At 72.1% G+C, this 22,346-nt stretch carries 20 protein-coding genes and 1 pseudogene; 2 read left to right on the forward strand and 19 right to left on the reverse strand.

Going from position 1 to position 22,346, the window contains the following annotated elements; translation table 11 throughout:
• Positions 1-69: 69 nt before the first annotated feature.
• The 8 genes from xerD to tyrS all read right to left on the reverse strand — a co-directional run bounded on the left by xerD (position 70) and on the right by tyrS (position 8,404).
• Complete coding sequence (gene xerD / locus ACR9Y5_RS13620) at positions 70-975, reverse strand: site-specific tyrosine recombinase XerD (RefSeq protein ID WP_481298445.1); 906 nt, start codon at positions 973-975, stop codon at positions 70-72.
• Entirely contained in the window at positions 972-1,610 is a 639-nt protein-coding gene (locus ACR9Y5_RS13625; protein ID WP_481298446.1) for an NUDIX domain-containing protein, read from the reverse strand. The genes xerD and ACR9Y5_RS13625 overlap by 4 nt, the downstream gene beginning before the upstream one ends.
• A complete protein-coding gene (locus ACR9Y5_RS13630) occupies positions 1,610-3,355 on the reverse strand; it encodes a CTP synthase (RefSeq protein ID WP_481298447.1) in 1,746 nt (581 codons plus the stop codon). Before ACR9Y5_RS13630 ends, ACR9Y5_RS13625 begins: the two co-directional genes overlap by 1 nt.
• A gap of 50 nt (positions 3,356-3,405) precedes the next feature.
• A complete protein-coding gene (gene recN / locus ACR9Y5_RS13635) occupies positions 3,406-5,148 on the reverse strand; it encodes a DNA repair protein RecN (protein ID WP_481298448.1) in 1,743 nt (580 codons plus the stop codon).
• Positions 5,141-6,058: an NAD kinase gene (locus tag ACR9Y5_RS13640; RefSeq protein ID WP_440742833.1), complete on the reverse strand. Its 918-nt coding sequence runs from the start codon at positions 6,056-6,058 to the stop codon at positions 5,141-5,143. The genes recN and ACR9Y5_RS13640 overlap by 8 nt, the downstream gene beginning before the upstream one ends.
• 97 nt (positions 6,059-6,155) lie before the next feature.
• Positions 6,156-6,953: a TlyA family RNA methyltransferase gene (locus ACR9Y5_RS13645; RefSeq protein WP_481298449.1), complete on the reverse strand. Its 798-nt coding sequence runs from the start codon at positions 6,951-6,953 to the stop codon at positions 6,156-6,158.
• The gene (locus tag ACR9Y5_RS13650; protein ID WP_481298450.1) at positions 6,943-7,095 is read right to left on the reverse strand and encodes a hypothetical protein; all 153 of its coding nucleotides are present in this window, start codon (positions 7,093-7,095) and stop codon (positions 6,943-6,945) included. Before ACR9Y5_RS13650 ends, ACR9Y5_RS13645 begins: the two co-directional genes overlap by 11 nt.
• Positions 7,096-7,117: 22 nt before the next feature.
• Positions 7,118-8,404 (reverse strand): tyrosine--tRNA ligase, encoded by a 1,287-nt coding sequence (tyrS, locus tag ACR9Y5_RS13655; RefSeq protein WP_481299585.1) that lies wholly within the window; start codon positions 8,402-8,404, stop codon positions 7,118-7,120.
• A gap of 215 nt (positions 8,405-8,619) precedes the next feature.
• Here tyrS and ACR9Y5_RS13660 point away from each other — a divergent pair, with 215 nt between their 5' ends.
• Together ACR9Y5_RS13660 and ACR9Y5_RS13665 are read left to right on the forward strand one after the other, a co-directional pair.
• Positions 8,620-9,264, forward strand: coding sequence for a DNA-binding protein (locus ACR9Y5_RS13660; RefSeq protein ID WP_481298451.1), 645 nt, complete (start codon positions 8,620-8,622; stop codon positions 9,262-9,264).
• Positions 9,261-9,863, forward strand: coding sequence for a hypothetical protein (locus tag ACR9Y5_RS13665; protein ID WP_481298452.1), 603 nt, complete (start codon positions 9,261-9,263; stop codon positions 9,861-9,863). Before ACR9Y5_RS13660 ends, ACR9Y5_RS13665 begins: the two co-directional genes overlap by 4 nt.
• A 19-nt stretch (positions 9,864-9,882) precedes the next feature.
• Here the strand turns inward: ACR9Y5_RS13665 and ACR9Y5_RS13670 are convergent, their stop codons facing one another.
• The 11 genes and pseudogenes from ACR9Y5_RS13670 to ACR9Y5_RS13720 all read right to left on the reverse strand — a co-directional run bounded on the left by ACR9Y5_RS13670 (position 9,883) and on the right by ACR9Y5_RS13720 (position 22,304).
• Entirely contained in the window at positions 9,883-10,512 is a 630-nt protein-coding gene (locus ACR9Y5_RS13670) for a DNA-3-methyladenine glycosylase (protein WP_481298453.1), read from the reverse strand.
• A gap of 1 nt (position 10,513) precedes the next feature.
• Positions 10,514-10,636 carry a hypothetical protein gene (locus tag ACR9Y5_RS13675; RefSeq protein WP_481298454.1) on the reverse strand — a complete coding sequence of 41 codons (123 nt, stop codon included), beginning with the start codon at positions 10,634-10,636 and terminating at the stop codon, positions 10,514-10,516.
• A pseudogene (gene argH / locus ACR9Y5_RS13680) lies at positions 10,636-12,101 on the reverse strand (argininosuccinate lyase). The gene ACR9Y5_RS13675 and the pseudogene argH overlap by 1 nt, the downstream one beginning before the upstream one ends.
• Positions 12,098-13,036, reverse strand: coding sequence for an ornithine carbamoyltransferase (gene argF / locus ACR9Y5_RS13685; RefSeq protein WP_481298455.1), 939 nt, complete (start codon positions 13,034-13,036; stop codon positions 12,098-12,100). The pseudogene argH and the gene argF overlap by 4 nt, the downstream one beginning before the upstream one ends.
• Before the next feature lie 35 nt (positions 13,037-13,071).
• Positions 13,072-14,304: an acetylornithine transaminase gene (locus ACR9Y5_RS13690; RefSeq protein ID WP_481298456.1), complete on the reverse strand. Its 1,233-nt coding sequence runs from the start codon at positions 14,302-14,304 to the stop codon at positions 13,072-13,074.
• Positions 14,301-15,209 carry an acetylglutamate kinase gene (argB, locus tag ACR9Y5_RS13695; protein WP_481299586.1) on the reverse strand — a complete coding sequence of 303 codons (909 nt, stop codon included), beginning with the start codon at positions 15,207-15,209 and terminating at the stop codon, positions 14,301-14,303. The genes ACR9Y5_RS13690 and argB overlap by 4 nt, the downstream gene beginning before the upstream one ends.
• Before the next feature lie 20 nt (positions 15,210-15,229).
• Positions 15,230-16,384 (reverse strand): bifunctional glutamate N-acetyltransferase/amino-acid acetyltransferase ArgJ, encoded by a 1,155-nt coding sequence (argJ, locus tag ACR9Y5_RS13700; protein WP_481298457.1) that lies wholly within the window; start codon positions 16,382-16,384, stop codon positions 15,230-15,232.
• Positions 16,381-17,484: an N-acetyl-gamma-glutamyl-phosphate reductase gene (locus ACR9Y5_RS13705; RefSeq protein ID WP_481298458.1), complete on the reverse strand. Its 1,104-nt coding sequence runs from the start codon at positions 17,482-17,484 to the stop codon at positions 16,381-16,383. The genes argJ and ACR9Y5_RS13705 overlap by 4 nt, the downstream gene beginning before the upstream one ends.
• A gap of 339 nt (positions 17,485-17,823) precedes the next feature.
• The gene (gene pheT, locus ACR9Y5_RS13710; protein WP_481298459.1) at positions 17,824-20,370 is read right to left on the reverse strand and encodes a phenylalanine--tRNA ligase subunit beta; all 2,547 of its coding nucleotides are present in this window, start codon (positions 20,368-20,370) and stop codon (positions 17,824-17,826) included.
• Positions 20,370-21,410 carry a phenylalanine--tRNA ligase subunit alpha gene (gene pheS, locus ACR9Y5_RS13715; protein WP_481298460.1) on the reverse strand — a complete coding sequence of 347 codons (1,041 nt, stop codon included), beginning with the start codon at positions 21,408-21,410 and terminating at the stop codon, positions 20,370-20,372. Before pheS ends, pheT begins: the two co-directional genes overlap by 1 nt.
• Before the next feature lie 93 nt (positions 21,411-21,503).
• Positions 21,504-22,304 (reverse strand): TrmH family RNA methyltransferase, encoded by an 801-nt coding sequence (locus tag ACR9Y5_RS13720; protein ID WP_481298461.1) that lies wholly within the window; start codon positions 22,302-22,304, stop codon positions 21,504-21,506.
• Positions 22,305-22,346 lie beyond the last annotated feature (42 nt).

Below are 22,346 nucleotides of genomic sequence, written 5' to 3' on the forward strand. Positions count from 1 at the left end.
CACGACTGCCGCGCTTCGTCACGTCGGCGGCGGCGCGAGCACCCGCGAACGTGACGAACCGCGGCAGACTCAGCGCGCGCGAGGGTGGGACGTCGCGTAGACGTCGCGCAGGGTGTCGGCCGTGACCAGCGTGTAGATCTGCGTCGTCGCCACGGACGAGTGACCCAGCAGTTCCTGCACCACCCGCACGTCGGCCCCGCCGGCCAGCAGGTGGGTGGCGAAGGAGTGCCGCAGCGTGTGCGGCGAGATCTCGACGTCGAGCTTCGCCCGCTCGGCGGCGGCGCGGATGATGAGCCAGACGTTCTGACGGGAGAGCCGTGCGCCGCGCATCCCGAGGAAGAGGGCGGGCGTCGCCCTCCCCTTCGCCGACAGCACCGGCCGGGCGCGCACGAGGTACGCGGACACCGCCGCCTGCGCGTAACTGCCGAGCGGCACGATCCGCTGCTTGCTGCCTTTGCCGGTGAGGCGCACGATGTCGGAGTCGATCACGTCGTCCACGTTGAGGTTCACGGCCTCGCTCACGCGGGCGCCGGTCGCGTACATCAGCTCGAGCAGTGCCTTGTCGCGCAGAGCGGCGACGTCGTCGCCGTCGGTGGCCGCGAGCAGCGCGGAGACCTGCTCCACCGAGATCGCCTTGGGTAGCCGGCTGGGGAGCTTCGGCGGGCGCAGGTCGCGGGACGCATCCACCTCGACCCTGCTCTCGTCGAGCAGGAACCGGTGGAAGCCCCGCACCGTCGACAGCATCCGGGCGAGAGAGGATGCGGTGAGCGGCGACTCCTCGCGGGTCCCGAGGTGCACGGCGAACGCGGACAGCGTGGCCGGCGTCACCTGCCGGAGGTCGTCGTTCCCTTCCCGCTGCAGCCACGCCGAGTAGACCGCGAGGTCGCGGCGGTAGGCGGCGACGGTGTTCGGCGAGAGCCCGCGCTCGATGGCGACGTGCCGCAGGAACGCGTCGACATCGGCCGCGACGGTCATCTGCTCAGCTTGGGATGGCTCGGCCACGGCTCGGTCGCGGCGCCGAGCGTGCTCCAGTCCTGCTCCCGTGCGGTGCGCGCCGCGAGCAGCGCGATGATGAGCGGCGCGTTGTGGACGCGCCGCTGCAGCACGGCCTCGACCGCGTCGTCGAGCGGGACCCAGCGCACCTCGATGTCGGCCTCCTCCGCCTCGCGCGCGAACGCGGAACCGGTCGAGCGGATGCCGCGGGCGAGGTAGATGCGGATGGCCTCGTCGTTGCCGCCGGGGCTGGTGAAGACGTCGGCGAGCACGTTCCACTCGTCGGCCTCGAGGTCGGCCTCCTCGCTCAGTTCCCGCTGGGCCGCGGTCAGCGGGTCCTCGGAGTGCTTGTCGAGCAGCCCGGCCGGGATCTCCCAGTCGCGATGGCGCACCGGGTGCCGGTACTGCCGGATGAGCAGAACCTTCCCGTCCTCGTCGAGCGCCAGGATGCCGACGGCGCCGGTGTGGTCGACGTACTCGCGCGTGATCTCCTCGCCGTTGTAGCGGAAGACGTCGCGCCGGACGTTCCAGATCTTGCCCTCGAAGGCGGTCTCCGACCGCACGATCTCGGGACGGAACGGCTGGTCGTTCAGGTCGGCGCCCGGCGCGTCGGCCATCAGGCCTCTGCCACCATCTCGGCGTCCGCCTCGGCGACCTCGAACAGCAGGCTCGCCTTCTGGCGGTCCAGCGCCGCGCCGACCAGGCCCGCGAACAGCGGATGCGCGCGGTTCGGCCGCGAGCGGAGCTCCGGGTGCGCCTGGGTGCCCACGTAGAAGGGGTGCACGTCGCGCGGCAGCTCCACGTACTCGACCAGGTGCCCGTCGGGCGAGGTGCCCGAGAACCAGAGACCGGCGTCGGCGATCTGCTCGCGGTAGTTGTTGTTCACCTCGTAGCGGTGGCGGTGGCGCTCGGACGCCTCGTCGGCGCCGTACAGCTCGGCGACCAGCGAGCCCCCGGCGAGGGTCGCGGGGTAGAGCCCGAGGCGCATGGTGCCGCCCAGGTCGCCGCCGGCGATGATGTCGACCTGCTCCGCCATGGTCGCGATGACCGGGAACTCGGTCTCCGGGTCGAACTCCGACGACGACGCACCGGCGAGGCCGGCCTCGTGACGCGCGTACTCGATGACCATGCACTGCAGGCCGAGGCACAGCCCGAGCGCGGGGATGCCGTTCTCGCGCGCGAAGCGGAGCGCACCCACCTTGCCCTCGATGCCGCGGACGCCGAATCCGCCCGGGACGCAGATCGCGTCGACGTCGGACAGCTGCGCGGCGGCGCCTTCCGGCGTCTGGCACTCGTCGGACGGGATCCACTTGAGCTTCACCTTGGTGCGGTGCGCGAAGCCTCCCGCACGCAGCGCCTCGGTGACGGAGAGGTACGCGTCGGGCAGGTCGATGTACTTGCCGACCAGGCCGATCGTGACCTCGTGCTTCGGGTCGTGCACCGACTCGAGGAGCCGCGCCCAGCCGTTCCAGTCGACATCGTCCGCCTTGTCGAGGCCGAGCTGGTCGATGATGTATGCGTCGAGGCCCTGCTCGTGCAGCATGGTCGGGATGTCGTAGATGCTCGGCACGTCGACCGCGTTCACGACGGCCTGCTCGTCCACGTCGCACATCAGCGCGATCTTGCGCTTGTTGCCCTCGGAGACCGGACGGTCGCTGCGCAGCACCAGCGCGTCCGGCTGGATGCCGATGGAGCGCAACGCGGCGACCGAGTGCTGCGTGGGCTTGGTCTTCTGCTCACCGGACGCGTTCATGTACGGCACGAGGGAGACGTGCACGAAGAAGCAGTTCTTGCGTCCCAGCTCGTGGCGCACCTGGCGCGCCGACTCGATGAACGGCTGCGACTCGATGTCGCCGACCGTGCCGCCGATCTCGGTGATGATCACGTCGGGCGCGGGCTCGCCGTCCGGGCCGGGCTGCGCCTGCAGCCGCATCCGGCGCTTGATCTCGTCGGTGATGTGCGGGATGACCTGCACGGTGTCGCCCAGGTACTCGCCGCGGCGCTCTTTGGCGATGACGTTGGAGTAGATCTGGCCGGTGGTGACGTTGGCGGACTGGCCGAGGTTGATGTCGAGGAAGCGCTCGTAGTGGCCGATGTCGAGGTCGGTCTCGGCGCCGTCGTCGGTCACGAAGACCTCGCCGTGCTGGAACGGGTTCATCGTCCCCGGGTCCACGTTGAGGTAGGGGTCCAGCTTCTGCATGACCACCCGCAGACCGCGGGCCGTCAGGAGGTTGCCGAGAGAGGCCGCCGTGAGGCCCTTCCCCAACGAAGAAACGACACCACCTGTCACGAAGATGTGCTTGGTAGTGCCGTTTGCTGAACTTTTGCCGTCTGAGGGCCCCGCGTCTGAATAATCCACCACGGGCTCTCAGCTTATCACCTGTGGATGCGCACTCCGCGCGCGACGGTCCGTCACCGTCGCGCCGCCGACGCCATCTCGACCAGTTCGCGGGCGTGGGCCAGGCCGCTCTCCGAGTCCGGGAGACCGGAGAGCAGCCGCGCCATCTCGGCGATCCTCTCGTCGCCGTCGAGGCGGCGGACGCTGGATGCGGTGACCGCGCCGTCGCTGCCCTTCACGACCGTGAGGTGGTTGTTCGCGAACGCCGCGACCTGGGCGAGGTGCGTCACGACGATCACCTGCGCCGACTCGGCGAGCCGCGCGAGGCGGCGGCCGATCTCGATGGCGGAGGCGCCGCCGACCCCGGCGTCCACCTCGTCGAAGATGAACGTGGGCACCGGGTCGCTGCCCGCGATGACGACCTCGATCGCCAGCATCACCCGCGACAGCTCGCCGCCGGAGGCGCCCTTGCCGAGCGGGCGGGGCTCGGCCCCGGGATGCGGCTGCAGCAGGACGGCGACCTGGTCGCGTCCCGTGGCGCTGTACGTGCCGAGGTCTTCCGCGTCGCGCTGCGACACCTCCACCACGATCCGGGCGTCCGGCATCGCGAGGGCCGACAGCTCGTCGCTGACCGCCTCGGAGAGCCGCACGGCGGCCGCCGTGCGCTGAGCGCTCAGCCCGGCTGCCAGCTCGGCGACCAGAGCGGCGTCGTCCTCGACCTCGCGGGTCAGCTCGCCGATGCGGTCGGCATCGCCGTCGAGCTCGAGCAGGCGCAGGCTGCCGGTCTCCACGGTGCGGATCACGTCATCCAGTGTCGGGCCGTACCTCCGCACCAGCCCGGCGAGCTCGGAGCGGCGGGCCTGCACGATGTCGAGCTCCTGCGCCCCGTCGGCGTCGAGCGCGGCCAGGTAGGTGGACAGCTGGGCGGCGATGTCAGAGATCAGGTAGTTGGCCTCCGCGACGGACTCCGCCAGCGGCCGCAGCGCACTGTCGTGCGGCGCGACCCGCTCGAGCTGGCGGCGTGCGTTGTCCAGCAGGCCCAGCGCGTCCAGCCCCTCCGACTCCTCGGCGCTCAGGAGCTCGCGGGCGGCCGATGCGGCGAGCCGCAGCTCCTCCAGGTTGGTCAGGCGCTCGGCGCGTTCGGCCAGCTCGTCGTCCTCCCCCGGCTGCGGGGCGACCGACTCGATCTCGGCCATCGCGGCGCGGAGGTCGTCGGCCTCGCGGGCGCGGCGGTCCTGGTCGGCGATCAGCTCGTCCAGCTCGGCGCGGTTGTCGCGCCAGCGGTGCCAGACCTGCTCGTAGCCGGCGAGCGCCTCGGCGAACGCGGGACCGGCGAACCGGTCGAGCGCGGCCCGCTGCGCGATCGCGGACCGCAGCCGGATCTGGTCGGACTGCCCGTGAACGACGACCAGCTGCTCCCCGAGCTCGGTCAGCACGGCCACCGGCGCACTGCGGCCGCCGACGACCGCGCGGGACCGGCCTTCAGCCGAGATCGACCGGCTGAGCACCAGCTCCGCCTCTTCGGCGTCGATCGCATCCACGTCTCCCCCGGCGTCGCGCACGCGCTCGACCACGTCGCCCGACGACGGCACCCGCCAGCGGCCCTCCACCCACGCCTGCGGGCTGCCGAGCCGGACGGCGCCGGTGTCGGCACGCTCGCCCAGCAGCAGCCCGAGCGCGGACACCACCATCGTCTTGCCCGCACCGGTCTCGCCGGTGATCGCGGTGAAACCGGACCCCAGCGGAAGGGAGGCGTCGGCGATGACGCCCAGGTCTTTGATCGAGATCTCCTCGATGCCTCCGCGCGCGTCAGTCACGGCCTGCCGGCCCCCTCCAACCGGTGACGGGGAGGTCGAACTTGTGCACCAGCCGGTCGGTGAACGGACCGGGGTGCAGCCGCGCTAGCCGCACCGGGATGGGCGAGCGCCGCACCACCACGCGGGCCCCGCGGGGCAGGTCGAAGGGGCGCCGCCCGTCGCACCAGAGGATGCCCGCTCCGCCGGCGCGGTCGAGCAGCTCGACGGCGAGAGAGGAGTCGGCGTCCACCACGAGCGGGCGCGAGAACAGGGCGTGCGCGCTCAGCGGCACCAGCAGCAGCGCGGCGACGCCGGGCCACACGACCGGGCCGCCGGCGGAGAACGAGTACGCGGTCGAGCCGGTGGGCGTCGACATGACGACGCCGTCGCAGCCGAAGCTCGACATCGGCCGGCCGTCGACCTCGATGACGACCTCGAGCATCCGCTCGCGGCTGGCCTTCTCGACCGTCGCCTCGTTGAGCGCCCAGCTCTCGTAGACGACCTCGCGGCCGACCTTGACCCGGGCGGAGAGCGTCATGCGCTCCTCCACCTCGTAGTCCTTCGCGAGACCGCGGGCCACCGCGGTCTCGAGGTCGTCGCGCTCGCTCTCGGCCAGGAAGCCGACGTGGCCGAGGTTGACCCCGAGAAGCGGCGCCGAGCATCCGCGCACGAGTTCGGCCGCGCGCAGGATGGTGCCGTCGCCGCCCAGCACGATGACCAGTTCGAGCTCGCTGGCCGGGACGTCGTCGCCCAGCACCAGCACCGCGTCGAGCGACGGGTCGGCCTCCAGGATGTCCCTGCGCTCGTCCGCGCTCAGCACCGGGACCACGCCCGCGTCGAGCAGCTGCCGGGACACCCGGACACCCGCCTCGAGGGAGTCCTGACGACCGGTGTGCGCGACGACGAGGATGTACCGCGTCGCTGCACCCATCAGTGTCACGTCCCCTCCTCTCGAAAGCCGTCCTCCCATTCTGTCTGTTTTCTCGCCGAGGACGAGGCCGCAGGCCGGGTTTGTGGAGAACGTTCACCTAGCGCGAAAGGTGCGCGATCTCCTCGCGGCGTTCCGACGGGTCCGGAGCGCCGCTGCGCAGCCAGGCCAGGAACTCCCGGTTGCCGTGTCCGCCGGCGATCGGCGAGGCCATCAGCCCCGCCGTGCCGAGGCCCGCGTCGTGGGCCGCCCAGAGCACATCCGACACCGCGTCCGCGCGCAGCCCGGCGTCCTTCACGACGCCTTCGCGGATGCCCAGCCTGCCCACCTCGAACTGCGGCTTGATCAGCACCACGAGATCCGCGCCGCGCGCAGCCGTCGCACCGAGCGCGGGGAGCACCTGGGTCAGCGAGATGAACGACAGGTCGGCCACGACGAGGTCGGGCCGCACGTCGTCGCCGGTGAGGGCCGCGAGCGCGCCGGCGGTCAGCGACCGGACGTTCACGCCCTCGTACGACCGGAGCCGTTCCTCGCCCGCGAGAGCCGGTGAGAGCTGCCCGTGCCCCACATCCACCGCGATCACCCGTGCCGCGCCGCGCTCCAGCAGCACCTGGCTGAAGCCGCCGGTGGATGCGCCCGCGTCGAGCGCGACGCGGCCGGCCGGGTCGATGCCGAAGCCGTCGAGCGCGGCGATCAGCTTGTGCGCCCCGCGGCTCACGTAGTGGTCCGCTCCGGCGACCTCGATGCGCTGGTCGTCGCCGACCTTGAGTGACGGGCGCACGGCGGGACGTCCGTCCACCGTCACCAGCCCCTCGGCGATGACCGCCGCCGCGTGCGAGCGCGAGCGCACCAGACCGCGCTCGGCGAGCGCCACGTCGAGGCGGCGCTCAGCGGCCATGGTCGTCGTCGCCCTCCAGGGTGCGGCGGAGCTGGTCGTGCAGCTGGGCGTAGGCGTCCGCCCGCGCGTCGAGCGGCTGCCCCTCGATCACGTCCAGGCGGTCGACGAGGCCGTCCTCATCGTCGCGCGGTTCGTCCGTCATGACCCCACCGTACGTCAGCCCGTCACGCGACGAAGACACCCGCGAGCGTCTTCTTCCCGCGTCGCAGCACCACCATGTCGCCCGGGAGGACGTCGGCGCCGATCGGCTGGTCGGCATCCTCGACCTTCGCGTTGTTGACGTAGACGCCGCCCTGCCCGACCGCCCGGCGGGCCTCGCTGAGGCTCGACGTCAGTCCGGTGTCGACCAGCGTCTGCGCCACCGTGGCCGACGGCTCGGTCGTGGTGGTGTTGGGCAGCTCGCGGAGGGCGGCCTCGAGCGTCTCCGTGTCGAGGTCGCTCAGCTCGCCCTGCCCGAACAGCGCCTGGGAGGCCGCGATGGCCGCCTCGGTCGCCCCGACGCCGTGCACCAGCGAGGTCACCTCGAACGCCAGGCGGCGCTGCGCTTCGCGCTTGAACGGCTCGTCGGCGACCTTCTGCGCGTACTCCTCGATCTCGGCGCGGGTCAGGAACGTGAAGACCTTGAGCCGGTCGACCACATCCCCGTCGTCGGTGTTGAGCCAGAACTGGTACATCGCGTAGGGCGACGTGAGCGCCGGGTCGAGCCAGACCGCGTTGCCCTCGCTCTTGCCGAACTTCGTGCCGTCGCTGTTCGTGATCAGCGGCGTGCCGATGGCGTGCACGTGGACGCCCTCGACCTTGCGGATGAGCTCGGTGCCGCTGGTCAGGTTGCCCCACTGGTCGCTTCCGCCGGTCTGCAGCACGCAGCCGTACTGGCGGTAGAGCTCGAGGAAGTCCATCCCCTGCAGGATCTGGTAGCTGAACTCGGTGTAGGAGATGCCCTCGTCGGAGTTGAGACGCGCGGCGACCGCATCCTTCTTGAGCATCGTGCCAACGCGGAAGTGCTTGCCGATCTCGCGCAGGAAGTCGATCGCCGACATCGGCGCCGTCCAGTCGAGGTTGTTCACCAGCCTCACGGCGTTGTCGCCCTCGTCGGAGAGGAAGCGCGTGACCTGCGCCTGCAGGTAGCCGACCCACTCGGCGACGGTCTCCTTAGGTGTCAGCGTGCGCTCAGCGGAGGGCCGCGGGTCGCCGATGAGGCCGGTGGAGCCGCCGACGAGACCCAGCGGGCGGTGGCCGGCGAGCTGCAGGCGGCGCATCGTGAGGAGCTGCACCAGGTTGCCCAGGTGGAGGCTGGCCGCCGTCGGGTCGAATCCGCAGTAGTACGTGATCGGCGCCCCGGACAGGAGCTCCTTGAGCGCGGACTCGTCGGTGGAGACGTGGACGAGGCCGCGCCACTTCAGCTCCTCCCAGACGTCGTCGAACGACGGGTCGTTGGACTGCGCGGTCAGGCCGTGCGCACGGGCGGTTCCGGCACTGCTGCCGGGATCACGGGAGAGGGCGGTTTCGGACACTCGCTCAGGGTATCAGCGGGCACGGACAGCGCGCCGCGGCCGCCGGGGACGCCGCCCTGCGGCGGCCCGAGCCGGCATCAGGGGTCACGGCTTGATCCGTACGCCATCAGGCCCAGAAGCCTGATAGACTGCACATCAGGCTCATAGCCCTGATGAAGGAGGACACGGTGTTCGTGATCACGGCGGACCAAGTGGACAGCAGGCGCCGCGCCGACATCGTCGCCCCGGCCATCGAGGCCGTTCGCGACCGCTACGGCGAGCGCCTGGCCCTCCCGCCGGACCGGAACGCGGGCGACGAACTCCAGCTGCTGACGACGGACGCCGCCACCGCCCTGGACGCTGTGCTCCACCTCACCCGCCACGGGGCGTGGAGCGTCGGACTGGGCATCGGCGAGGTGCGGCTTCCGCTTCCGGCGAGCACGCGCGAGGCCACCGGCGACGCGTTCGTCGCCGCCCGAGCCGCCGTCTCGCGCGCCAAGAAGAGCCCGGCGCGCTTCGCCGCAGGCGCCGTGCGCGCCGAGGAGCCTGCGCTCGACGCGGAGGCCCTGCTGACGCTGCTGCTGACGCTGCGGGAGCGACGCACCCCCGCCGGGTGGGAGCTCTACGACCTCGTCTCGGCGGGTCTCACGCAGGCCGAGGCGGGCGCACGCCTGGGCATCACCCCCCAGTCGGCGAGCGACCGGGCGAAGGCCGCCGCCCTCCGCGTCGAGCTGGCGGCCCTGCCCGGCCTCACTAGGCTGTTGGCACGGGCCGACGCGGCGCAGGCCGTTCGGCGGAGACCTGAGGAGGACGCATGATCGCCTGGCCGCCGCTCCCCGCGCTGTTCACCCAGCTGGCGTCCCAGGCGCTCTGGGTGCTCGCCCTCCTGCTGCTCCTCGCGTCGCTCGGCTGCATCGCGGCCACCCTGCGGACGCCGCGGCGGCCCTTGGTGTACTCGGCGACGGGCCTGCTCGCGGCCGCCGTGGTCGTGGTCCTGATCCCGGCGCAGCACGCTCCGTTCGTCCTCCGGCTCCTCGTCGGCGCGGCGGCGCTCGCACTGGCTGTCCTCGGCGGATGGCCGGTCAGCCAGCTGGTGCTGGCGCTCGCGACCCGGAGCTCCGTCGAGCCGAGCGCGCACGGCGGCATCCTGGTGCGCACGATGACGCCCGAGGGGGAGACCGTCCGGGAGGTGCTCCGCGGCGGCACCACGATCGGCCTGCTGGAGAGGCTGGCGGCGGCAGGGACCATCATGGCCGGCTTCCCCGAAGGGCTCGCCGTGCTCGTGGCTATCAAGAGCGTCGGCCGGTTCACGGAACTGGACGAGGCGGAGGCGCGCGAGCGGTTCATCATCGGAACGCTCGCCAGCGTGATCTGGGCGTGCGTCTGCGCCGGCGTCTTCCGGATCGTCGCCGGATGACGCCGGCCGCCGGGCCGCGTCAGTCGTCCGACTTCGGATGCCGCTTGTACGCCGACACCGTCGGGTCGCCCGGGAGCCAGTAGCGCCACGGGAACGCGAGGCCGCCTCCCGCACCCGACACCCCGGTGCGCGGGCCCGTCGCGTACTCCGCCTGCGCGGTCGGCAGCAGGAGCTCGAACGGCGGCCGGTAGAGGTCCGCCCCGTCGTCGGCGAGGCTCATGCCCGCGGCGACGACGAGCCGCGCCGGTCCCCGGGCGAGGTCGCGGTGCGGGATGCGGCGCCCGCTCCCCCCGATGCGCCGCAGCTCGGCCAGCTCCTCCCCCTCGATGACCTCGCCGGCGCGGAGCAGCACGGCCGACGCCTCCCCCTCCGGTGAGCAGACGATGTTCGCGCAGACGTGCATCCCGTACGTGAAGTACGTGTAGACGTGCCCGGGCGGCCCGTACATGACGGCGTTGCGCTTCGTACGGCCGCGGAAGGCGTGCGAACCGGGGTCGAGGCCGTCCCCGATGTACGCCTCCACCTCCGTGATGCGGATCGCGACGCCGCCCTCCGGCGAGTCGTGGCGCAGCACGGCGCCCAGCAGCCGCGGTGCGACCTCCAGCGACGACGCCAGGAACTCCTCGCGCTCGGGCCGGTACAGCGTCACGTCAGAAGATCCGGCCGCCCACGGCGACGGTCACGATCAAGCCGACGACGACCACGACGACCGCCACGACGACGATGGTCGGGATGATCCACGGGCGCTTCCGCTCCGGTGCGAAGCGCGCCATCAGACGAGGTCCCGTCGGGAGGCGTGCAGGCCGAGCGCGGCCTTGCGCACATGCTCGGTCAGCGCGGCGAGCTGCTCCGCGACCCGGTCGGGCGCTGTCCCCCGACTCCGTCGCGGCTGGCCACGGACCCCTCGACCGTCAGCACCGAGCGCACCTCGGGCGTCAGCAGCGGGGAGATCGCCGCCAGCTGCTCGTCGGACACCTCGTGCAGTTCCCGCCCGTTCTCCTCGGCGACGCGCACCAGGCTGCCGCTCAGCTCATGGGCGGTGCGGAACGGAACGTGCCGCTTGACCAGCCACTCGGCGACATCCGTGGCGAGCGAGAAGCCCTGCGGGGCGAGCTCCGCCATCCGCTCGGTGTGGAAGCGCAGCGTCGCGACCATCCCGGTGAACGCGGGAAGCACCGTCTCCAGCGTGCGCACCGAGTCGAACACCGGCTCCTTGTCCTCCTGCAGGTCGCGGTTGTACGCGAGCGGGAGGCCTTTCAGCGTGCTGAGGAGGCCGGTGGCGTTGCCGATCAGCCGTCCCGCCTTGCCCCGGGCCAGCTCGGCGATGTCGGGGTTCTTCTTCTGCGGCATGATCGACGACCCGGTCGAGTAGCCGTCGTCGAGGGTGACGAAACCGAACTCGCGGGTGTTCCAGAGGATGATCTCCTCGGCGAAGCGCGACAGGTCCACGCCGATCTGCGCGGCGACGAAGGCGAACTCGGCCACCACATCCCGCGCCGCGGTGCCGTCGATCGAGTTCTCGGAGCTGCGGGCGAAGCCGAGCTCGTGGGCGACGAGCAGCGGGTCGAGACCCAGCGTCGAGCCGGCCAGCGCCCCGGAGCCGTACGGCGAGACGTTCGCCCGCGCATCCCAGTCGGCCAGACGGTCGAGGTCGCGCACCAGCGGCCAGCAGTGCGCGAGCAGGTGGTGCGCGAGCAGCACGGGCTGCGCATGCTGCAGGTGCGTCCGCCCCGGCATGACAGCGGTGGGATGCGCGCCCGCCTGGGACGCGATGGCGTCCACCAGGGCGATCAGCTGCTCGGCGATGACCCCGGCGTGATCCCGCAGGTAGAGGCGGATGAGCGTGGCGATCTGGTCGTTGCGGCTGCGGCCGGCGCGGAGCTTGCCGCCGAGCTCGGAACCGGCGCGCTCGATCAGCCCGCGCTCCAGGGCGCCGTGCACGTCCTCGTCGGTCTCGAGCGCGGCGAAGTCGCCGGAGGCGACGTCGCGGTCGAGGGCGTCGAGGGCGGACAGCATCCCGTCGAGCTCCTCGGGCGTGAGGTAGCCGGCGGCCGCGAGGGCCTTGGCGTGGGCCCGCGAGCCGGCGAGGTCGTACGAGGCCAGCTCCCAGTCGAAGTGGGTCGATTTGCTGAGCGCCGCGAGCTCGGGCGACGGGCCGCCGGCAAAGCGGCCGCCCCAGAGGGAGCCCTCGCCGGTGCGGCCGACGCCCGACGTCGTCCGTTCGGTGCTGTCGGTCATGCGGCGGCCTCCGTGTTCTTCGCGAGCAGCCAGGCGAGCAGGGCCTTCTGGGCGTGCAGACGGTTCTCGGCCTCGTCCCAGATCACCGACTGCGGACCGTCGAGCACCTCCGCACTGACCTCGTACCCGCGGTAGGCCGGGAGGCAGTGCAGGAAGATCGCGTCGGGAGCAGCCAGCGCCATCAGGCGGGAGTCGACCGTGTAGTCGCCGAAGACGGCGACCCGCTCGGCCTTCTCGTCCTCCTTGCCCATCGAGACCCAGGTGTCGGTGACGACGACGTCCGCGCCGGCCGCGGCCACCGCCGGGTCGGTCAGCACGACCACGGAGCCGCCCGTGCGCTCGGCGATCGCCCGGGCGTCCGCGACGACGGCCTCGGACGGCGCGTACGCGGCGGGGGCGGCGATCCGCACGTGCATGCCCGCGGTGGCGCCGCCGAGCAGGTACGAGTGCGCCATGTTGTTGGCACCGTCGCCGAAGTAGCTCATGGTCAGCCCGGACAGCTCGCCCTTGTGCTCCTGCACGGTCAGCAGGTCGGCCAGGATCTGGCAGGGGTGGAAGTCGTCCGACAGGGCGTTGACCACCGGGACGCGCGTCCCCTCGGCCATCTCCACCAGCCCCGCCTGTGCATAGGTGCGCCACACGATCGCCGCCACCTGGCGCTCCAGCACCCGCGCGGTGTCGGCCAGCGACTCCTTGCCGCCGAGCTGGCTCTCGCCGCTCTGGATGATGAGCGGGCTGCCGCCCAGATCGGCGATGCCGACCGCGAACGACACGCGGGTGCGGGTCGACGTCTTGTCGAAGATCACCGCGACCGTCTGCGGCCCGGCGAGCGGCTTCGCCGAGAAGCGGTCGCGCTTCAGGTCGGCCGCGAGGCGCAGCACCTCGGCCTGCTCGGCGGGCGAGAGGTCGTCGTCGCGGAGGAAGTGCCGGGTCATGCTGGCGGCCCTTTCGTCAGGGGTTCGGGATGTGGTCAGAGCGAGGCGAGGGCGCGGCCGAACCGCTCTCGGAAGTCGGCGATCTCGGTGTCGCCGACGATCAGCGGAGGGGCCAGGCGGATGCTCGACTCGTTCGGCGCATTGATGATCAGCCCCTGGGAGAGGGCCGCGTCCGAGAGCCGGTGCGCCTCGCCGTCGGTCAGCCCGATGCCGATCAGCAGCCCGTGCCCGCGCACGTCGCCGATCAGCGGCGAGCCGAAGCCGCGGATGATCTGCTTCAGCTCCTCGCCGCGGCGCGCGGCGTTGCCGACGAGGTCGGAGCGCTCGATCTCCGCCAGGACGGCGTTCCCGGCGGCCGTGGCCAGCGGGTTGCCGCCGAACGTCGAGCCGTGCTGGCCCTGCGAGAACAGGTCGGACGCCCAGCCGAAGGTGACGAGCGCACCGATCGGCACGCCGCCCGCGAGCCCCTTCGCCACCGTGACCGCGTCGGGCACGATGCCGGCGTGCTGGTAGGCGAACCACTCGCCGGTCCGGCCGATGCCGGTCTGGATCTCGTCGACGATCAGCAGCACGCCGTGCTGCTCGGTGAGCTCCCGCGCCCGGCGCAGGAAACCGTCCGGCAGGTCGAGCACGCCCGCCTCGCCCTTGATCGGCTCCACGAAGAGAGCGGCGACACGGTCGTCGATGGCCGCCTCCAGCGCCGCGATGGTGGAGTCGATGTGCACAACGCCGCCCGGGAGCGGCTCGAACGCCTCGCGCATCGGCGGCTTGCCGGTGAGCGCGAGCGAACCCATGGTGCGCCCGTGGAACGCGTTGTGGAGAGCGACGACGCGCGTGCGGCGGCCGTGCGGTCCGCGGTTCAGCCGCGCCAGCTTGAAGGCGGCCTCGTTCGCCTCGGCGCCCGAGTTGCCGAACAGCACCCGGCCCTGCGGGCCCGCGCCGGTGATGACGCGCAGGCGCTCGGCCAGCTGGAGCTGCGGCGGTGTCGAGAAGTAGTTGGAGACGTGCGCGAGCGTCCCGATCTGGCTGCTCACGGCATCCACCAGGGCGGGATGCGCGTGCCCGAGTGCGTTCACCGCAATGCCGGCGAGGAAGTCGAGGTACTCGGTCCCGTCGATGTCCCAGACGCGGCAGCCCTCGCCGCGGACGAGCATCCGCTTCGGCGTCGCCAGCGTGCGCATGATGGCGTCGTTGAACGGGCCCTTCCAGGCCCCGTCGCGCCACTCTTCGGTGTTGATCGTCACGTTCTCCTCCAGTGCCTCGCTCACGCCGGCACCACCTCCGTCCCGATTCCGGACTGCGTGAAGACTTCGAGCAGGATCGAGTGCGGAACCCGTCCATCGATGATCGCAGCCTTCGCGACCCCGCCGTCCACCGCGTCCAGGCAGGCGGCCATCTTCGGGATCATGCCCGACTCCAGCGACGGCAGCAGCTCGCGCAGCTCGTCGGCCGCGATCTTCGACAGCAGCGAGTCGCGGTCGGGCCAGTCGCTGTAGAGCCCGGCGACGTCGGTGAGGATCACCAGCTTCGCCGCTCCGAGCGCCACGGCCAGCGCGGCGGCGGCCGCGTCGGCGTTGACGTTGAGCGCCTGGCTCGCGTCGTCGATGTCCGGTGCGATCGACGACACGACCGGGATGCGGCCGGCGGCCAGCTGCGCGTGCACCGCCTCCGGGTCCACGGCGACCACATCGCCGACCAGCCCCAGGTCGACCTCCTCGCCGTCGATCACGGCGGCGCGCCGGCGACCCTGGAACAGTCCGGCGTCCTCACCGGAGAGTCCGGCCGCGAGGGGACCGTGCTTGTTGATGTTGCCGACGATGTCGCGGTTGATGCGACCGGTCAGCACCATCCGCACCACCTCCATCGCCTCCGGCGTGGTCACGCGGTACCCTCCGCGGAACTCGGACGCGATGCCGAGCCGGTCGAGCATCGCGGAGATCTGCGGCCCTCCCCCGTGCACGACCACCGGTCGGAGCCCTGCGTAGCGCAGATAGACCATGTCCTCGGCGAAGGTGCGCTGCAGCTCCTCGTCCACCATCGCGTTGCCGCCGAACTTCACGACGATGATCCGGTCGTGGAAGGTCTTGAGCCACGGCAGCGACTCGATCAGGGTCGCCGCCTTCTCCGCGGCAGCCGCGTGCTCCGTCGCCGCCAGCTCCGCGTCCCCGGTCATCACGTTCTCCGCCATCGCCATCAGCTCGCGTACGCGCTGTTCTCGTGCACGTAGTCGTGCGTGAGGTCGTTGGTCAGGATGGTCGCGGTCTCGTCGCCCGCGTGCAGATCGATGAGCACGTGCACCTTCCGCGGCGTGAGGTCGACGAGCTCCCTGGGCTGGTCCGGCTCCCCCGCCGTGCACACCTGCACCCCGTTGATCGCGACGTCGATGCCGTACGGGTCGAACTCGGCGTCCGTCGTGCCGACCGCGGCCAGTACGCGTCCCCAGTTCGGGTCGTTGCCGAAGATGGCCGCCTTGAACAGGTTGCTGCGCGAGACGGCGCGTCCGACGACGACCGCCTCGTCCTCGGTGCGTGCGTTCAGAACCTCGATGGAGACGTCGTGCGACGCGCCCTCGGCGTCGGCCTGCAGCTGTTCGGCCAGCTCGCGGCAGACCCTCGTGAGCGCCGACGCGAAGTCGGACTCGTCCGGCTCCACACCGCTCGCGCCGGAGCCGAGCAGTGCGACCGTGTCGTTGGTGGACATGCAGCCGTCGGAGTCGAGACGGTCGAACGTCACGCGCGTTGCGGAGCGCAGGGCCCGGTCGAGCTGCTCGGAGGTCAGCACGGCGTCCGTGGTGATCACGACGAGCATCGTCGCGAGCCCGGGCGCGAGCATCCCGGCGCCCTTCGCCATGCCGCCGACCGTCCAGCCGTCCGGCGACCGGTACTCGGACTGCTTGGGCCGGGTGTCGGTGGTCATGATGGCCTGCGCCGCGCCGAGACCGGCGTCCGTGGCCAGGGCCGCGGCAGCGGTCGAGACGCCGCCGAGCAGTGCGTCGAGGGGCAGCTGCTCCCCGATCAGGCCGGTGGAGCAGACGAGCACGTCGCCGGCCGAGACGCCGAGCTGCGCCGCGACGGCCTCCGCGGTGGCGTGCGTCGTCTGGAAGCCCTGCGCCCCGGTGTAGCAGTTCGCGCCCCCGGAGTTGAGGACGATGGCGGACACGACGCCGTCCTGGATCACCTGCTCGCTCCACAGCACCGGGTTCGCCTTGCACCGGTTCGTGGTGAACACGGCGGCTGCGGCGTTGAGCGGCCCGCGGTTCTGCACCAGCGCCAGGTCGCGGGCACCGCTCGACTTCAGGCCGGCGACGACACCTGCCGCGGCGAATCCGGATGCTGCGGTGACGCTCACGGTGCGACTCCGTTCACGGTCAGGCCCGTGGTCTCGTCGAGACCGAGGGCGATGTTGACGGACTGGATGGCCGCCCCGGCCGTCCCCTTGTACAGGTTGTCGAGCGCGAGCACGGTGACCACGCGGCCCGCGGCCGCGTCGAGCGCGACGCCGATCAGCACCGTGTTCGCGCCGAGCACGTCCGCGGTGCGCGGCAGCGTGCCCGCCGGAAGCACGTGCACGAAGGGCTCGTCCGCGTACGCCTCCTCCCAGACGGCCTGCACCTGCTCGGCGGTGACGCCCGGCCGGACGCGCGCGGTGGAGGTCGCCAGGATGCCCCGCGACATGGGGACGAGCACCGGCGTGAAGCTGACGGTCGGAGCATCGGCCCCGGCTTTGCGGAGGTTCTGCTGGATCTCCGGGATGTGGCGGTGCGTGCCGCCGACGCCGTACGGGTTGGCGGAGCCGAGGATCTCGCTCGCCAGGTACATCGTCTTCAGCGACTTGCCCGCACCGGACGGGCCGACCGCGAGCACCGCGACGATGTCCTCGTCGTCGATCACGCCGGCACGGATGCCGGGGGCGAGCGCCAGGGAGACGGCGCTGGCATTGCAGCCGGGGGCCGCGATGCGGCGGGCGCCGACGAGGGCGTCGCGCTGTGTGCCGGTGTGCAAGGTGCTTTCGGCGGGCGTGGTGCCGGGTGGGGCGGCGGCCGCGGGTGCGTGCGGGGCCAGCGGCAGCTCGGGCACGCCGTACGCCCAGGCGCCGAAGTGCTCACCGCCGTAGAAGGCCGCCCAGTCCGCCGGGTCTTCGAGCCGGTGGTCGGCGCCGCAGTCCACGACGACCGTGTCGTCGGGCAGCTGCGCGGCGATCTGGCCGGACGCGCCGTGCGGCAGGGCCAGGAACACGACGTCGTGACCGGCGAGGTTCTCTGCCGTGGTCTCGAGCAGCGTGAGGTGAGCGAGCGACCGGAGGTGCGGCTGGTGGGCGATCAGCGGGTGACCGGCGTTCTGGTGCGCGGTGACCGTGCGGATCTCGAAGTCGGGGTGCCCGGCGAGGATGCGCAGCAGCTCACCGCCCGCGTAGCCGGATGCGCCTGCGACAGCGACCGAGAAAGTCATGCTTCTTCCTTTTCGAGTGGACGACAGGTGTCTCGGCGACGGCGGCGCCCACGTCGATCCACAGCTCGAGGACCGCCCGGAACGCCGCCTAGCTTCGGCGGTCGCGCAGGCGTCGGCGCAGGACGCGGGCGGCGAATGCCGCACGCGTCGAAGCGGTGCGCCGGACGGAAAGCATGCTCCAACCCTAGCGCTCCCTCCCCGGCCGCCACCAAATCGGGCGGCCGCACGGGCGCGGGCACCGCCGCGTCTGGTCTGCGCGCCGACGCGACTGCTGCCACGCGGAACGTCTGCGGCTGCTCGCGCAGGCGCAGACGTTCCGAACAGCGGCAGTCGCCGCGGCTACTCGCGGATGGTGGCGCCGAATAGCTCCCCGGCGCGGGCGGAGCCGGCCAGCTTCGCCTCGCTCGCCTCCGCCGCGGTGAGGGTGCGGTCGTCGGCGCGGAAGCGCAGGGCGAAGGTCAGGCTCTTGCGTCCGTCGGGAAGCCCCGGGCCGCGGTAGTCGTCGACCAGGCGGATGTCCTCGAGCAGGGGCCCCGCGCCCTCGCGGACCGCGCGCAGCACGTCCCCGGCGGGCACGTCCAGCGGGACCACGAGCGACAGGTCCTGCGTCGCCGCCGGGAAGCCGGCGATGACGCCCGCCACGACCTCCGGCGGTGCGACGGAGATCAGCGCGTCCAGGTCGAGCTCGAACACCGCGACGACCCGCGGCAGGTCGAGCTCGTGCGCGAGCGCGGGCAGTAGCTCTCCGGCGTAACCGACCGGGGTGGACGACCCGTCCGCGCCGAGCCCGATCAGCCGGGCGGTGCGCCCGGGGTGGAGCGCCTGGTGGGACGACTGCTCGAGGTCCACGGTGACGCCGATGGCCGCGGCGGTCTGGCGGACCATGTCGAGCGCATCGACGAGCCCGCCGGGCACGGCGGGCGTGCCCGGCTGCTTCTCGACCGCGTCGCCGACGACGAGCCCGGCGAGGTGCCGCGGCTGGGCGGGGATGCCGGCATTCAGCCCGGCGAGGATGTCCGGTCCGGGCAGCGCGGCGCCGGGCGGCAGCGTCTCGCTGCCGATCGAGCCGTCGGAGGGACGGAACACCGTGCCGAGTTCGTACACGCGGAGGTCGACCAGGCCGCGGGCCAGGTTGCGCTTCGCGACGTCGAGCAGGCCCGGCAGCAGCGACGTGCGCAGGTACGGCGCGGTCGCGTCGAGGGCGTTGGCCAGCCGGACGGCGGGCACGTGCCCCGACGCCTCGGGCAGGCCGAAGCGGTCGTTCTGCGCCTCGCTGACGAACGGGAAGGACAGCACCTCGATGGCGCCGTTGTCGGCGAGCGTCTGCGCGACGGCGCGGCGCAGCCGCTGCTCGCGCGTGAGACCGCGACCGGGAGGAGCGACCGGCAGGACGGACGGGATGCGGTCGTACCCGAGGATGCGGGCGACCTCCTCCGCCAGGTCGGACTTGTCGCGCAGGTCCGGGCGCCAGGTCGGCGGGGCGACGAGCAGCCCGCCCTCGGTCTCGCTGACCGTGCCGCCGATCTCGGCGAGCGCCCCGCGGACCTCGTCGTCCGAGAACTCGACGCCGATCAGCGAGGAGATGTACCCCTCCGGGAGGCGGATGGCGTCGGCCTCCTCCGAGGCGTCGAGGAGCGAGCCGAGCTCGTCCGCGTGCCCGCCGGCGAGCTGCTCGAGCAGCTGCACGACGCGAGCGGCTGCGGCAACGGCGACCTGCGGGTCGACGCCGCGCTCGAACCGCCTGGACGCCTCGCTCGGGAGCTTGTGACGACGGGCGGTCCGCGCGATCGACACCGGGTCGAAGTTCGCCGCCTCGATCAGCACGTTGCGGGTGCCCTCACGGATCTCCGTGGAGGCTCCACCCATGACACCGGCGAGGCCGATCGCCCCGGAATCGTCGGCGATGACCAGGTCTTCCGGGTCGAGCTTCCTCGTCTGGTCGTCGAGCGTGACCAAGGTCTCGCCGGGGGCGGCACGGCGCACGACGATGCCGCCCGACAGCTTGTCCAGGTCGTACCCGTGGATGGGCTGGCCGAGCTCGAGCATGACGTAGTTGGTGATGTCGACGATCAGCGAGATCGACCGGATGCCGGCGAGCTTGAGGCGGGCGATCATCCACGCGGGGGTGCGGCGGGAGCCGTCCACGTCGCGCACGACGCGGGTGACGAACACACTCGCGCCGACCCGCCCGCGGATGGGCGCGGTGTCGTCGATCGTCACACTGAAGCCGCTCGCGTGCGCATCCCCCGTGCTCACGGGCACGGCGTCCGCGGGGTCGCGGAAGGCGGCGCCCGTCGCGTGCGAGTACTCGCGAGCGATGCCGCGGATCGAGAACGCATAGCCGCGATCGGGCGTGACGTTCACCTCGACGGCGGCATCATCGAGTCCCAGCAGGGACACCGCGTCCGTCCCGACCTCCGGGTCGAGGCCGAGCGTCGCAAGACGCAGGATGCCGTCGTGCTCCTCGCCGAGCCCGAGCTCGCGGGCCGAGGCGATCATGCCGTCGGAGATGTGCCCGTAGGTCTTGCGGGCGGCGATCGGGAACGGGCCGGGCAGAACCGCGCCCGGGAGGGTCACGACGACCTTGTCGCCCTCGACGAAGTTCCGGGCGCCGCAGACGATGCCGCGCACGTCGGCGCCGCCGTCGGCCGCCGTCTCACCCTCGGGCGCGACGCGCACCTGGCACCAGCGGATGGTCTTGCCGTTGCTCTGCGGCTCCTCGACGAACTCGAGCACCTGGCCGACGACGATGGGTCCGCTGAGCTCGAAGGTGTGGATGTCCTCCTCCTCGAGTCCGACGGAGACGAGGGCGGCATGCACCTCCTCCGGGGTCGTTCCGGGCTCCAGGTCGACGAACTCGCCGAGCCAACTCAGGGGGACGCGCATCAGACCACCATTCCGAACTGCTGGGAGAACCGGACATCGCCTTCGGCCATGTCGCGCATGTCCTTGACGTCGTTCCGGAACATCAGGGCGCGCTCGACGCCCATTCCGAAGGCGAAGCCCGAGTAGACGTCGGGGTCGATGCCCGCGGAACGCAGCACGTTCGGGTTGACCATGCCGCAGCCGCCCCACTCGATCCACCGGGCGCCGCCCTTGAACGAGGGATGCCACAGGTCGAGCTCGGCGCTGGGCTCGGTGAACGGGAAGTAGTTGGGGCGCAGGCGCACGCGCGCCTCGTCGCCGAACAGCGACTTCACGAAGTGGTCGAGCGTGCCGCGCAGGTGCGCCATCGTGAGGCCCTTGTCGACCGCGATGCCCTCGGTCTGGTGGAAGACGGGCAGGTGGGTCGCGTCGAACTCGTCGGTGCGGAAAACGCGGCCCGGCGCGATCCGGTACACCGGCAGTTCATCGCCCAGCAGGGCGCGCAGCTGAACCGGCGAGGTGTGCGTGCGGAGCACCAGGTGCGCGTCGGTCGGCTCGACGAAGAAGGTGTCCTGCATCGCGCGCGCCGGGTGATCGGCGTCGAAGTTCAGTGCGTCGAAGTTGTACCACTCGCTCTCGAGCTCGGGGCCCTCCGCGACCTCCCAGCCCATGCCGACGAAGACGTCGGCGATGCGCTCCTGCAGCAGGCTGAGCGGATGGCGTGCGCCCGGCGTCCACCGCGACGGCAGCGCCGTGACATCGACCGTCTCGGCGGCGAGCTGGGCGGCCTCCTCCGCGGAGGCGATCTCGGCCTCCTTGGCGGCGAACGCCTGGCTGACGCGCGCCCGGGCACTGCCGACGAGCTTGCCGGCCGCGGCCTTCCGGTCGCCGGGGAGCGAACGGATGCCCGCGTTCAGGCGGGCGAGCGGCGAGCCCTCCGCCGTGTGGTCGTGGCGCACCGTCTTCAGGGCCGCCGAGTCGCTCGCGGCGTCGATGGCGGCGAGGGCCGCATCCAGCGCTGCCGCGACGGCGGATTCGGTGATCTCCGTGGTATCTGACACGGTCACCCAGTCTAGTCGGCGCTCGAACGGCGTCCCGGCGCGGTGCGGATCGGTGGAGAAGCTCCCCCGCGCCCCGGCAGTGGAGGGGTGCGGTCAGGCGCGCTGCGCGAACGCCGACTTGTACAGGCAGACCGAAGCCGCCGTCGCGAGGTTCATCGACTCGGCGCGGCCGTAGATCGGAACGGTCACCACCCGGTCCACGAGAGTGAGCAGATCGTCGTCAAGACCGTGCGCTTCGTTGCCGAACACCCAGGCGGTCGGCCGGGCGAGCTCGCCGTCGCGGCGGGCGGCCAGAAGGTCCTCGCCCTTGACGTCGGCGGCGAGCACCTGCAGTCCGGCCGAGTGCGCCCGGCCGATCACGTCGGCGAGATCGGCCCCGACCGCGACGGGGACGTGGAAGAGCGACCCGGTGGTCGAGCGGACCACCTTCGGGTTGTACAGGTCGACGGTGCGACCGGTCAGCACGACGGCGTCGGCGCCGGCCGAGTCGGCGGCGCGGATGATGGTGCCCGCGTTTCCGGGGTCCCTGACCTCCTCCAGCACGGCGACGAGCGTGGACGAGCCGGAGAAGATGTCGCGGATGGAGGTCGGGAACTGGCGGGCGACGGCCACGAAGCCCTGCGGCGTGACGGTGTCGGCCATGGCATCCAGCACATGCTCGGAGACGAACTCGACCTCCACGTCGGCGTCCTCCGCGGCCCGCGCGATCTCCGGATGCCGCTCCAGCGCCGTCGGCGTCGCGAACAGGTCGACCATCAGCTCCGGGCGGAACGCCAGCGCCTCGGACACGGCCTGCGGCCCTTCCAGGAGGAACAGCCCCGTCTCGGAACGGGCGGAGCGCTTGGCGAGCTTGGCGACGGCCCTGACGCGCGGCGAGCGCGGGTTGTCCAGCATGGCACCAGCATATGGGGCCGGTGATCCGAACGACGCTGCGTC

Source organism: Leifsonia sp. KNZ13-11D (assembly GCF_056754895.1).